The sequence below is a fragment of the Ideonella lacteola genome (genome assembly GCF_038066555.1).
In the GTDB taxonomy this organism is placed as follows: Bacteria; Pseudomonadota; Gammaproteobacteria; order Burkholderiales; family Burkholderiaceae_C; genus Ideonella; species Ideonella lacteola.
The window spans coordinates 131,928-145,321 of the sequence record NZ_JBBUTG010000003.1; the positions used below are offsets into that span (position 1 = coordinate 131,928).

8 protein-coding genes are annotated in these 13,394 nt (G+C 68.4%); 4 read left to right on the plus strand and 4 right to left on the minus strand.

Going from position 1 to position 13,394, the window contains the following annotated elements; translation table 11 throughout:
* Positions 1-60 precede the first annotated feature (60 nt).
* The 3 genes from AACH06_RS06365 to AACH06_RS06375 all read left to right on the plus strand — a co-directional run bounded on the left by AACH06_RS06365 (position 61) and on the right by AACH06_RS06375 (position 7,626).
* A complete protein-coding gene (locus AACH06_RS06365) occupies positions 61-4,362 on the plus strand; it encodes a YhdP family protein (protein WP_341424811.1) in 4,302 nt (1,433 codons plus the stop codon).
* Between the two features lie 113 nt (positions 4,363-4,475).
* On the plus strand, positions 4,476-5,276 hold the full coding sequence (locus tag AACH06_RS06370; protein WP_341424812.1) for a carbon-nitrogen hydrolase family protein: 801 nt from the start codon (positions 4,476-4,478) through the stop codon (positions 5,274-5,276).
* A 103-nt stretch (positions 5,277-5,379) separates the two neighbouring features.
* Positions 5,380-7,626 (plus strand): S8 family serine peptidase, encoded by a 2,247-nt coding sequence (locus AACH06_RS06375; protein ID WP_341424813.1) that lies wholly within the window; start codon positions 5,380-5,382, stop codon positions 7,624-7,626.
* A gap of 191 nt (positions 7,627-7,817) precedes the next feature.
* On the opposite strand, the gene AACH06_RS06380 is transcribed toward AACH06_RS06375, so the two are convergent.
* Genes AACH06_RS06380 through AACH06_RS06390 form a run of 3 tightly spaced genes read right to left on the minus strand, consistent with a single transcriptional unit; the run spans position 7,818 to position 10,031 of the window.
* On the minus strand, positions 7,818-8,561 hold the full coding sequence (locus tag AACH06_RS06380) for a hypothetical protein (RefSeq protein WP_341424814.1): 744 nt from the start codon (positions 8,559-8,561) through the stop codon (positions 7,818-7,820).
* 18 nt (positions 8,562-8,579) lie between these two features.
* Complete coding sequence (locus AACH06_RS06385) at positions 8,580-9,479, minus strand: biotin--[acetyl-CoA-carboxylase] ligase (RefSeq protein WP_341424815.1); 900 nt, start codon at positions 9,477-9,479, stop codon at positions 8,580-8,582.
* On the minus strand, positions 9,480-10,031 hold the full coding sequence (locus tag AACH06_RS06390) for an SET domain-containing protein (protein WP_341424816.1): 552 nt from the start codon (positions 10,029-10,031) through the stop codon (positions 9,480-9,482).
* 120 nt (positions 10,032-10,151) lie between these two features.
* Here AACH06_RS06390 and AACH06_RS06395 point away from each other — a divergent pair, with 120 nt between their 5' ends.
* Positions 10,152-12,704 (plus strand): DNA topoisomerase III, encoded by a 2,553-nt coding sequence (locus AACH06_RS06395; protein ID WP_341424818.1) that lies wholly within the window; start codon positions 10,152-10,154, stop codon positions 12,702-12,704.
* A gap of 84 nt (positions 12,705-12,788) precedes the next feature.
* On the opposite strand, the gene AACH06_RS06400 is transcribed toward AACH06_RS06395, so the two are convergent.
* Positions 12,789-13,250, minus strand: a complete 462-nt coding sequence (locus AACH06_RS06400; RefSeq protein ID WP_341424819.1) for a hypothetical protein — start codon at positions 13,248-13,250, stop codon at positions 12,789-12,791.
* Positions 13,251-13,394: the final 144 nt, after the last annotated feature.

Here is a 13,394-nt window from a genome sequence, read left to right on the forward strand (position 1 = left end):
CCGATGAGGCCTGGGCCCATCCACAAGGCTGGCGCCGGGGCCTGCCGCCCGGTTTTGTTCATGCCTTTGATTCCGTCTCGTTCCACCGAGCGCGCGCCCTTGTTTCGCCGCCTCTTCAGCAGCCTGTTGTCCGATCGCGCCAGCATGGCCTGGCACCGCCCTTCGCGCTGGCTGCTCGGCTTGACACGCTGGGCCCTTCGCTGGGCGCTGATCTTGATGCTCATGTTGTGGAGCATCGTACTGATCGCGTGGCTGACACTGCACTGGGGGATTTTGCCGCACATCGACGAATGGCGCCCCGAGATCGAGCAGCGCGCCAGCCTGGCTGTGGGGTTGCCCGTGCGCATCGGCGAAATCCGTGTGAAATCTTCCGGCTGGGTGCCTGCCCTGGAGCTGCGCGACGTGTCGCTGGCCGACCGGGATGGCCGCCAGGCGCTGCGGTTGCCGCGGGTGAGCGCGGCGCTCTCGCCCAAGACCCTGTTTGCCTGGAAGCTGGTGCTGGCCCAGCTGTACATCGAGGGGCCCGAGCTGGAGGTTCGCCGCGATGCCCAAGGCCATCTCCACGTCGCGGGGCTGGATGTGGACAACCCGGCCCGGCTCGACAGCAGCCAGGGCCCGGGCCTGGACTGGCTGCTCAGCCAGCCCGAATTCGTGCTGCGCCACGGCACGGTGCGCTGGGTGGATGAACAGCGGGGTGCCCCTCCCTTGGAGTTGCGCGATGCCGACGTCGTGCTGCGCAACGGCTTGCGCCGCCACGAACTGCGGCTCGACGCGACGCCGAACGCCGGCTACGGCGAGCGCTTCACCGTGATCGGGCGCTTCAGCCAACCCTTGCTGGCCCGAAGCGGAGACTGGTCGCGCTGGTCGGGCACCGTTTACGCCGATCTGCCGGGCGCCGATCTGGCCCACGTGCGCGACCACGTCACCCTGCCGTTCGATCTGCGTGCCGGCGTCGGCGCGGCCCGGCTGTGGCTGGATGTGTCCAAGGGTCAATGGCGCCGAGCCACGCTCGACGCGGCCCTGAACGATGTGGCGCTGCGCCTGGCGCCGGCGCTGGAGCCGTTGGCGCTGCAGCGCCTGCAGGGCCGGCTGGAGGCCGAACGCCAGAGTCAATCGGTGCGGCTGTCCGGCCAGCGGCTGGGTTTCGTCACGGCGGATGGCGGCCGCTGGCCGGCCAGCCGGTTCAGCCTGTTGCTCACGCAGCGCCAGGCGATGAGCCAGCCGGCGCTGTCCACCGAGCCGGTCACGGCGGGCGAATTCAGCGCCGACCGGATCGACCTGGCCATGATGGCCGGCGTGGCCGAGCGGCTGCCACTGCCTGATCCGATGCGCCGCGCCTTGGGCGAGTTGGCGCCGAGCGGGCTGGTGCAGGGGCTGCAGTTGAATTGGGTCGGCCCCGCGGCTCAACCGGCTCACTACCGCGTCAAGGGCCGGGTGGCGGGGCTGTCGATCGCCGCGCTGCCGGCGCCCGAAGCGGCCTCCGGCCCGCCCCATGTCGGCCGACCGGGTTGGCGCGGTGCCGACCTGGAGATCGAAGCGAACGAGGCGGGCGGTGAGGCCAAGCTGCAGGTGCGCCGCGGCGCCATCGAGCTGCCGGGGGTGTTCGAAGACCCGGTCGTGCCGCTCGATCAATTCAGCAGCCGGCTGGTCTGGCGCATCGAGCCGCAGCGGCCCGCGCCAGGCGCGAGCGCACCGCCGCCGCCGGCCATCGACCTGCGTCTGCTCGAAGGCCAATTTGCCAATGCCGACGCGCGGGGCGAGTTGCAGCTCCACTGGCGCACCGGCACCGGCGAAGGCCGCGGCAAGGGCGGCCGGTTCCCCGGTGTGATCGACCTCACCGGCCAGATCGACCAGGGCCGCGCGACCAGCGTGCCGCGCTACATGCCGGTCGGCCTGGCCCACACCCGGGCGTACCTGGCTGGTGCGATCCTCGATGGCACGGTGCGCCATGCACGCCTGCGCCTGCGCGGCGATCTGCACGAGTTCCCGTTCGCCCACACCGGCAACAGCCAGGACGGCGAGTTCCTCGTCACCACCCGGGCCGAGAACCTCACTTTCGCCTACGTGCCGCCGTCGCTCACCGAGGGTGTTTCTCGCTGGCCTGAGTTCACCCAGGTGAACGGCGACCTGGTGTTCGATCGAGGTTCGATGCGCATTCGCGATGCGCGGGCCCGCCTGTGGGGCATCGAGCTGAAGGGCGTGAACGGCGAAATTGCCAACCTGCTGCACGATGCCACGCTCACCATCGAAGGCGGCGGTCGCGGGCCGTTGAGCGATGCATTGCGCTTCGTCGGGGCGACGCCGATCGATGGCTGGCTGTCGCATGCGCTGCGCGACGCCACCGGCACCGGGCAGGCAGACCTGCAACTGGCCCTCAACATCCCTCTGCACGACACCCACGCCACCACGGTGAAGGGCAGTCTTGCGCTCAATGGCAACGATGTGCGTGTGCGGCCCGATGTGCCGTTGCTGGCCAACGCCCGCACCCGGATCGATTTCAGCCAGCGTGGCTTCTCGGTGGCGCCGGGAACCGCCCGGGCGTTGGGTGGAGACCTCAGTTTCGAAGGGGGGCTGGGCAACGACGGCGTCGTGCGCTTCTCGGCCCAGGGCGTGGCCAGCGCCGAAGGTTTGCGCCAGGCCCAGGAACTGCCGGTGGCGCCTCGGGTGGCCACCGCCCTGGCCGGCCAGGCACCCTACAAGCTGCAACTGGCCGTCACGAAGGGGCATACGGAGCTGCAGATCACCAGCCCGTTGACGGGGATGGCGGTGGACCTGCCCGCGCCACTTCGCAAGACCGCCGAAGCGACCTGGCCGCTGCGCATCCAGACGCAACTGCTGCCCCCCGCGGGCGAGTGGGCCCGCGACCGGCTGCGTGTGGAGGTGGGCAATGCGCTGCAAGCCGACTATGAGCGCCTGCTGGCGCCGGACGGCGCGCGGGTGCAGCGCGGGGCCATTGCGCTGGGCGACGCTGCGTTGCCGCCTGCGCCTGCGACCGGGGTGGCTGCCGCTGTGCAGGTCGCGCAGCTGAATGCCGATGCCTGGTGGGATCGCGTTCGCACGGCGTTGCCGGGCACCGCGTCGCCCCCTGCCGCCGCATCGGCTGGAGCCGACCATGGCGCCGACGCCGGCGCATCAGCCCTGGGGCAGGGTTACCTGCCGCAAGAGCTGTCGCTGCGCAGTGGCGCGCTCACACTGGCTGGCCGGCGTCTCGGCGGGTTGTCGCTGAACCTGCAGCGCCGCGGCGTGGCCGACAACGAGGTCTGGCACGCCACATTGCAGGGCGAGGCCGTGCAAGGACAGGTCGACTTCCGGCCGGCCGGTGCCGGCGCCGCCTGGCCCCGCTGGCAGGCGCGCCTCGCGCGTCTGGCGGTGCCCGCGCGCGAGGGCGAGCCCAGCCCCGCGGACACCGCCGCCGAGGCGGCGCAGGCGGCATCCAGCGCCAGCACGCCACCCGCGTTGGACCTGGTGGTCGATGAGTTGGAGTGGCGAGGCAAGAAGCTCGGCAAGCTCGAAGTCGAGGGCCGGCCGGTCGACGGTGCGATGCCGCGCGACTGGCGCTTGGCCAAGCTCTCGGTGGCCAGCGCCGATTCGCGTTTGACGGGCCACGGGCAGTGGGCCGCGGCGCGCCGACGCATGACGATGGAGCTCAAGCTCGATGTCAGCGATGCGGGCGACATGCTGGAGCGGCTCGGTTTCGGCAAGCAGGTGCGCAGCGGCCATGGCCGGGCGCAAGGCGAATTCACCTGGACGGGGTCGGCGCTGCAGCCTGACTGGCCCAGCCTCGGCGGCGCGGCGCAGGTCAACCTCGATGCCGGCCAATTCCTCAAAGCCGAGCCGGGTGCGGCGCGGCTCTTGGGGGTGCTCAGCCTGCAGGCGCTGCCCCGCCGGCTGACGCTCGACTTCCGCGATGTATTCCAGCAGGGTTTCGCCTTCGACAACCTGGCCGGCGACATCACCCTCGATCAGGGCGTGGCGCGCAGCAACAACCTGCGCATCCGCGGCGTGCAGGCGGCGGTGCTCATCGAAGGGCAGACCGATCTGAAGCGTGAGACGCAGGATCTGCACATGGTGGTGGTGCCCGAGATCAATGCGGGCACGGCCTCGCTGGCCTACGCGGCCATCAACCCGGCGATCGGCCTGGGAACCTTCCTCGCGCAGCTGTTCCTGCGCAAGCCGCTGATGCAGGCCGGCACGCGTGAGTTCCATGTGGGCGGCACCTGGAGCGAGCCTCAGGTGCAGCCGATGGAGCGCCCGGCCGACCCAGCCAATCCGGCGGACGAGCGCGTCGGCAGCCGTCGGCTCAGCGACTACCCGGGCAGCGAGCTCGACGCGGCCGCTTCCGCGCCCTACCCCGCGCGCTGATCGGTGCGTGATCGCGCTGGCGCGAACCGCAGCCGTTGGCCGCGCGCGACGTGCCGCGTCGGGCGAGTGGCGGCACGCAGCCACACGGCCGGAGGCCGGCGCAGAATCGGCGCATGAAAATCGCTGCCGTTCAAATGGTGTCCACCCCGGAGGTGGATCGCAACCTGGCCGCCGCGGGCCGGCTGGTCGCCCAGGCGGCCGACGCAGGCGCCCGCCTCGTGGCACTGCCCGAATACTTCTGCCTCATGGGCCAGCGCGATGACGACAAGCTCGCCATCGCCGAGGCCGACGGTGACGGCCCGATCCAGGCCTTCCTCAGCGAAGCCGCGCGCCGCCACCAGATTTGGCTGATCGGCGGCACCTTGCCGATCCGCGCCGCCACCCCCGATCGGGTACGCAATGCGTGTTGCGTCTACGGCCCCGGCGGCGAACGGGTGGCGCGCTACGACAAGATCCATCTGTTCGCCTTTGACAATGGCCGCGAGCGCTATGACGAAGGGCGCGTGCTGGAAGCGGGCAGCGAACCGGTGGCCTTCGATGCGGCGGGCTTTCGCGTGGGCTTGTCGGTGTGCTACGACCTGCGCTTTCCCGAGCTGTACCGTGCGCTGATGCGGCCGGCCTGCGATTTGCTCGTCGTGCCGGCGGCCTTCACCTACACGACCGGGAAGGCCCACTGGGAACTGCTGCTGCGCGCCCGCGCCGTCGAAAACCAGTGCCATGTGCTGGCCAGTGCACAGGGCGGCCTGCACGAGAACACCCGCCGCACCTGGGGCCACAGCATGGTGATCGACCCCTGGGGCGAGGTGCTGGCGGTGCAAGCCGAAGGCGAAGGCCTGGCCATCGCCGACGCGGCGATCGAACGGCGCAAGGCGGTGCGTGAACAACTGCCTGCCCTGGCCCACCGCAAGTTGTGACATGCGGCCGCTGCCAGGGCGCTGAGCAACCTGGCAGCAACATCAGTCGGCCTAGACTGGCCTCTGTTTCTAACCCCTGTCTTTCAGTTCACCGGGACGACGCATGAAGAAGGCTTGGATCGGCAAGTTGACCAAGGTGGCCCTGGGTGCGGGCCTGGTGTGGGCTTCGTTGGTGGGCGCCGCCGAGTACGCGCCGGTGCGTCACTCCCCGGCCAGGGCCCAGCAGAGTGAGGCCGCGCGGGTCATCGTCCAGTTCAAAGGGGGCGCCAGCGTGTTGCGTTCCAGTGTTCAAAGCGCGGGCGCGACCTCGACCTGGCCGCAAGCGGCGGCTACCTTGTCCCAGCGCCATGGCTTGGCGCTGCGCGACGGTCGCGCACTGGGTACCCGCATCCAAGTGATCCAGGCCCAGGGTATCGACTCCCAGGCCTTGGCTGACAAACTCTTGGCGGACCCGGAGGTGGCTTGGGCCGTTGTTGACCACCGTCGCTTTGCGATGGCTGCGCCGAACGACCCGCTTTACCCTGGCAACCAGGCCAATGCCACGCCAAAGGTGGGGCAGTGGTACCTTCGGCCCAACAGCGGCGAGGTGAAGTCCTCGATCGACGTCGAGCCTGCCTGGGCGATCACGACTGGCAGCAGCAGTGTGGTGGTGGCGGTGCTGGATACCGGCATCACGAACCACCCCGACCTGAACAACAAGGTCGTCGCCGGCTACGACTTCGTCGGCTACAGCAGCGACAGCGTGGCGACCGCCAACGACGGCGACCTCGATGACGCCGACCCGCACGACCCGGGCGACTGGATCACTTCGGCCGAAGATGCCAGCGGCGAGTTCAAGGACTGCGGCGCCTCCGATTCGAGTTGGCACGGCACCCAGGTTTCAGGCTTGGTCGGGGCCTCGACTGGCAACGGTGCCGGCATGGCCGGGATCGGGCGTGGCGTGACCGTGCTGCCAGTGCGCGTGCTGGGCAAATGCGGCGGATATGACTCGGACATCATTGCCGGCATGCGCTGGGCTGCTGGCTTCGCCGTCAGTGGCGTAGCCACCAACACGCACCCGGCGAAAGTGCTCAACCTGAGCCTGGGCTCCAACGGCAGCTGTACGGCTGCCTACGTCAACGTGATGACCGAGCTCGAGTCCGCCGGCGTGAGCGTGATCGCAGCAGCGGGCAATGACGGTTTGGCCGTCGGCGTGCCGGCGAATTGCCCCAACGTGGTGGCCGTGGCCGGCGTGCGCCACACCGGCACCAAAGTGGGTTACTCCAACCTCGGGCCAGAGGTGGTGGTCAGCGCCCCGGCGGGCAACTGTGTCAACGAGACGGGCGCTTGCCTCTACCCGATCCTGACGACAGTCAACACCGGCACCACCGGTCCCGCCGCAGCGTCCTACAGCGACAGCTACCTCGCCACACTCGGCACCAGCTTCTCGACGCCGATCGTGGCGGGAACGGTCGGACTGATGCTTTCGGCCGATCCGGCACTCACGCCGGCGACGGTGCGCAGCCTGTTGAAGAGCACGGCACGGCCGTTCCCGACCGCCGGTGCAGACGTCGGCGTGAGCAACTGCCTGGCGCCCAGCGATGTTGCACAGGACGCCGAGTGCTATTGCACCACCACCACTTGTGGCGCGGGCCTGCTCGATGCCGGCGCCGCAGTGGCCGCGGCGGCCACTGCGGCGAACGGCCTCGTGGCGCAGATTTCACCGAACCCCGGCTACCCCGTCGCCGGTGACAGCCTTGCGCTGGACGCGGCAGGTTCCAGCGTCGGCGGCGGACGCACGATCACCGGCTATCAATGGGACATCACGGAGGGCGCCGGCTTGGCCTCCTTCACCAGTGGCACCAACGCCGCCACGGCCACCCTGCGTACCAGCGGGGCGGGTACGGTGACTGTCCGACTGACGCTGACCGACAGCGGTGGCCACCACGCCAGCAGCAGCACGCGGTTGACGGTCGCCGCTTCGTCCCTGGCCGCGGCCATCACGGCCACACCTACGGCGCCCGAGGTCGGTGACAGCGTGAGCCTCAGTGCCAGCAGCTCGAAAGTCGACGCCGGCCGAACGGTCACCGCCTATCAGTGGGAGATCACCTCCGGCGGCACCCTGGCCTCGTTCAGCGGCGCCACCAACGCCGCCACCGCCACCCTGGCCACCACTGCCGCCGGCTCCGTCACCGTGCGCCTGACCATCACCGACAGCGCCGGCCTGCAGGCCAGCACCACCCGCACCCTCACCATCAGCGCCGCTTCGTCAGGTGGTGGCGGTGGTGGTGGCGCGATGGCTCCGTGGTGGGGGCTCGGGCTGTTGTTGGCAGCGTGGGGCTTGGGGCGGCGGCGGCGCCGCGCCCACTGAGTTGCGCCAAGGCTGCGCCAGGGCGATGCGCGAAGCGAACCCCGCGTAAGTCTGGCGGAAACCCGCGGAGCCCACGTTCTGGGGCGGAGTGTGTCAAGGGCGGACGCGCCTGACCGCGCCGCTGTCCGCACACTCATCTGCGCGAGGGCGGTTGGCCGTCGCCTGTACGTATTCCGGCTGCCGCCTGACCGTCAGGGCGCGCACGTCCGCCAGCGCGTCGCTCCGTCTCTGGTCGCCAGGGACGCCAGCTTGTCGGCGGCGTCGCCCGATACGCGGTCGATGCGGATCTGGTGCTCGCCGCCCGGGGACGGCAGTTGCACCAGGCGCGCGGTGCGAACGCCGCGCAGCTTGTCCAGGCGAGCCTGGGCGTCGGCCTGGTTGCCAAACTCGCCCAGGGCGAGACCCGGTGCGAGATCGGGCGGGGCCTTGAGCTCCGTGAAGTTGAGGTTCAGGCGCTGAACCTCTTCGATCTTGCGCTGAAGGGTTTCACGGTCCGGGTAGCGGCCCATGTAGATGATCCAGCGTCCCGGCAGTTCGCGGCGGCTGTCCACCCAACTGCCTGCGGGCACGCCGGCCTGCGCGAGCTCTTTGAGGGCCGCTGCCGCGGCGCCATCCGCCAGGGGGCCGGCTTCGAGACACAGCGGCGCGGCGGCGGTCGGGGCGGTGCTGGCCGAGGCCGGCGAGGTCGGTGCGGCCACTTCAGCGCTGCCAAGGGGGCGTGATGCACTGGCCGACGACGCACTGGCGCCAGAAACGGGCGCACCACTCGTCGACAGCAACTGGATCAGTTCCGGGCGGTACTGCCGCTGCAAGCGCTGCGGCTCGCGACCGGGCTCGGTGCTGCCCAGGCCCAGTGCCTGGGCCACCGGCGGGAAGTGCCAACCCCAGAATGCCAGGTTGGCCACCAACAGTGCGGCGACCAGCAGGCGCAACATCGGTCTGTGGATGCCTGCTCAGCCGCGCACGCCGGCCGCAGGGGCCGGGCGAACGCTGACTTCGCCGCTGGTGATGCGGTGGACGACACCATCCGCGTCGCGCACGCGAAGGGCTCCGTCGGCATCGACGCCCACTGCTTCGCCGCGTGGGCAGGCGGGGTCGCTGCTGACTACAGGCCCGTTGAGCAGCAGGTCCCGGCTCGCGTAGTCGGCCTCGAAGCCGGCAAAGCCTTGTTCCTCGAAACGGTTGAGTGCCTTGGCGAGGTGGGGCATCACCATGGACAGCGCGCGTGCCGGTGTGATCATCGAATGGAATTCGCTCAGGCTGGCTGCGACTTCGGCGAGATGGACCGGTTGGACATTCAGGCCCACGCCGATGACCGACATGCGGTGGTCACCCAGACCCATGGCCTCGATCAGGATGCCGCCCAGCTTTCGCCCGGGGCCTTCAGCAGAGCGCAGCCACAGGTCATTCGGCCACTTCAAGCCGATGTGGGCGCCGGTGGGATCCAGTGCTTCGGCCAGCGCCACCCCCACGGCGAGAGACAGACCCGACCAATCGGCGCGCTCCAGCGCCAGGCTGAGCGAGAAGGTCAGCGATGAGCCGGCGCTGGACTGCCAGCTTCGGCCCAGGCGACCCCGGCCTTGGGTCTGGTCGATGGCCACGAGCAGCGTGGGCCGAAGGTCGTCTGCGCGCAGGCCTCGGCCGTGGGACTCGCGCGCGCCGCGCGAGGCTTCGCGCAGGCGGTCGACCAGCGTGCCGTTGGTCGAGGCCACGCGGTCGACCACTTCGATCGAGATGCCCGGCAGCAGCGGCTGGAGTTGCTCCCACAGCGCCTGGATGCCCCAGGTGCCGTGGTGGCCGCCCACATGCTCGCCAGGTTGATCGGTGAAGGGGGTCACGCCGTGGGTGTCCATTCAGCGATTCTGGCCCTTGCGCGACGAGCCGGCCGAAGCGGCACGCTTGGTCAACAGCAGGGTGCCGCGGCAGTTGTCCGAACCACAGCGGCATTCGAAGCGCTTTTTCAGAGCGGGCGTGAGGCGCTCGTCGATCGACAGCCGGTAGTCGTAGAACAGCTCTTCACCCGGCGCGATGGGACGCAGGGCCTTGATGAACACACGCCCGTCGGTCTCGTCAGCCTCGCAGTTCGGGTCGCAGGCGTGGTTGATCCAGCGCGAGGCGTTGCCGCCATACAGCGCATCGATCACCCGATCACCGTCGTCCAGCTGGAAGTAAAACGTGTGATCGGGCTGACTCGGATCATGGGGATGGCGATCCAGCGCCTCGTCCCAGCCGATGATCTCGCCGGTGTACTCGATGAGGGTTTCGCCCGGCTCGATCGGCTGCACGGCGAACACGCCCTTGCCGTGCACGCCGCTGCGGCGAACCTGAATGCGCCGGCCGCCAGACGGGCTGCTGCTGGTGGCGCGGGGGGTCTTGGCGGTACGGGCTTGCTTGACCGGCTTCATTGGGTACATTGAATCTGTGGGCGCGTGCGCACACGTGTGTGGGTGTACGTACATGCGTGCGTGCGCGAGACGGCAAATTGTAGGCACGGCCGCAAGGCCTGGAGCCCGACCAGCAGAGAAATGAGCAAATCACTGATCATCGCGGAAAAGCCCAGCGTGGCGCAGGACATTGTCCGAGCGCTGGCGCCGGTGTCCGGCAAGTTCGATAAGGCCGCGGACCATTTCGAGAACGAGCGTTACGTCGTGACCTCGGCGGTCGGCCACCTCGTCGAGATCAAGGCGCCCGAGGAATTCGACGTCAAGCGCGGCAAGTGGAGCTTTGCCCACCTGCCCGTCGTGCCGCCGCATTTCGACCTGGCGCCGATCGACAAGGCCAAGAGCCGACTCTCGGCCGTGGTCAAGCTCGTCAAGCGCAAGGACGTCACTGAGCTGATCAACGCCTGTGACGCGGGGCGAGAGGGCGAATTGATCTTCAGGCTGATCGTGCAATACGCCGGTGGGGCGAAGGGCCAGATCGACAAGCCGGTGAAGCGCCTGTGGCTGCAGAGCATGACGCCCCAGGCCATACGCGACGGCTTCGATGCCTTGCGGACCGACGAACAGATGCTGGGGCTGGCGGATGCCGCCCGCAGCCGCTCGGAGGCCGATTGGCTCGTCGGCATCAACGGCACGCGCGCAATGACCGCCTTCAACTCGCGCGATGGCGGCTTCTTCCTCACGACCGTCGGCCGGGTGCAGACGCCGACGCTGTCGATCGTGGTGGAACGTGAAGAAAAGATCCGCAAGCACATCCCCCGCGACTACTGGGAAGTCAAGGCAGCCTTCGGGGCTGCCGCGGGCGAGTACGAGGCCAAGTGGTTCGACCCGAAGTTCAAGAAGAACGACGATGCCGACCGCCGCGCCGATCGCTTGTGGACCGAGGCCGAGGCCCGGGCGATCGCCGACGCTGTCCGTGGGCAGCCGGGGACCGTGACCGAAGAGGCCAAGCCCAGCACTCAAGCGAGCCCGGGCCTTTATGACCTGACCACCCTGCAGCGTGAAGCGAACTCCCGCTTTGGCTACTCCGCCAAGACGACGCTGTCGCTGGCTCAAGCGCTGTATGAGAAGCACAAGGTCTTGACCTACCCGCGGACGGACTCGCGCCATCTGCCGGAGGACTACCTTGGCGTGGTCAAGCAGACGGTGGGCATGCTCGCCCAGGAAGACCTTCCCGGGCCCCTGGCGGTGCTGAACGATCACGCGGCCAAGGCGCTCAAAGAGGGCTACATCAAACCCAGCAAGCGCGTCTTCGACAACGCCAAGGTCTCCGACCACTTCGCCATCATCCCGACGCTGCAGCCGCCGAAGTCGCTCAGCGAAGCCGAGGCCAAGCTGTACGACATGGTGGTCAAGCGGTTTCTGGCGGTGTTCTATCCGTCGGCCGAATACATGGTCACAACCCGCATCACCAAGGTGGGCGATCACAACTTCCAAACCAACGGCAAAGTGTTGGTGAATCCGGGATGGCTCGCCGTCTATGGCAAGGAAGCCCAGGACGAAGACGCCAATCTCGTGCCGGTTCAGCCGAATGAAGCGGTGCTCAATGAGGGCGTCAACATCGTGGCGCTCGCCACACGGCCGCCGGCGCGCTACACCGAAGCCACGCTGCTGTCGGCGATGGAAGGCGCGGGCAAGCTGATCGATGACGACGAGTTGCGCGAAGCGATGGCTGAAAAGGGCCTGGGCACGCCAGCCACCCGTGCGGCCATCATCGAAGGCCTGATCCTCGAAAAATACATGCTGCGCGAGGGCCGCGAGATGCTGCCCACCGCCAAGGCCTTCCAACTGATGACACTGCTGCGTGGCTTGGGGGTGGAAGACCTCACCAAGCCGGAGCTCACCGGCAACTGGGAGTACCAGTTGGCCCAGATCGAGCATGGCCAGCTGTCACGGACGGCGTTCATGAAGGACATCGCCAAGATGGCCGAACGCATCGTGAAGAAGGCCAAGGAATACGACCGCGACACCATTCCTGGCGACTACGCCACCTTGAAGGCGCCGTGCCCTCATTGCGGCGGCACCGTCAAGGAGAACTATCGGCGCTTTGCCTGCGAGGCCTGCGACTTCTCGATCACCAAGATACCGGGTGGCCGCAGCTTCGAGCTGCACGAGGTCGAGCGCTTCCTGGTCGACAAGAAGGTCGGCCCGCTGGAGGGTTTCCGCTCCAAGGCGGGGTGGCCTTTCACCGCCGAGCTGAAGCTGGTCTTCGACGACGAGATCAGCAACTGGAAGCTGGAGTTCGATTTCGGTGAAGACGACAAGGCGAAGGACGACGGCGAACCAGTCGATTTCTCAGGCCAAACGAGCCTCGGCCCTTGCCCCAAATGCCAGGGTCATGTCTACGAGCACGGCACCAACTACGTGTGCGAGCACGCCGTCGGTGCCCATGTGACCTGCGACTTCAAGACCGGCAAGGTCATCCTGACTCAGCCCGTGTCTCACGAGCAACTTCGCAAGCTGCTGACCGCGGGCAAGACCGATCTGCTGGAGAACTTCGTCTCCAACAAGACCAAGCGCAAGTTCAAGGCCTTCTTGGCCTACGACAAGAAGGAAGGCAAGGTCGGCTTCGAGTTCGAGCCTCGTGCGGCGAAGGTGCCGGCGAAGAAGGCAGCGGCCAAGAAGGCGGCCGCATAAGCAAGAAGCCCAGGGGCCGAGAAGGCCGCCTGGGCTTCAGGTGATCATCCAGAGCCGCGCTTGGCGGGCGGCCCTGCGGGCCCATCAGGGCTGGTAGCAGGCGCCGCTGGTGTCCACTTCGATCTGGATCAGCTCGGTACCGCCGCCGCCCCAGATGTTGCCGCCCGTGAAGATCAGGCAACCTTCGCCCTTGTAGAGCGCTTGCATGCGGCGGGCGTCGTTGCCGAAGTAGAACGGGATCCAGCGCTTGCCGGATTCGTAGGTGTGGAAGCGGTCCGGGGCGCGCGACATCACCTCTTGCACTTCTTCGGAGCTCATCCCGATGGCCAGCTTGGCGAACTTGCTGTCGGGCGCTGCGGTGCCGATCACTTCACCTTCGAACCGTCCGTCGCGCGACTTCACGATGCGCTTCGCGCCCGCGGGGGCAGCGGCTTGCGAGGTGCTGGTCGAAGAGGTGTCGGCGCCCTTGGAGCCGGTCGAGGAGCACCCTGCGGCCAGCACGGCGGCGGCGAGTGCGAAAGAGATGGAAGTCAGCGAAGCGCGCACGAGATATCCCTGTGTCGTTGATGCCAAAGCGGCGACGAATTCTAGAGGCGGCCTGGGTGCGCACCGGCCCGCTGGTGAGCGCTGGCGCACCTCCCGGTAACCAACCGTGTCTGCGGCCAGACGGCCACTTCGTTCAGAAAGCCG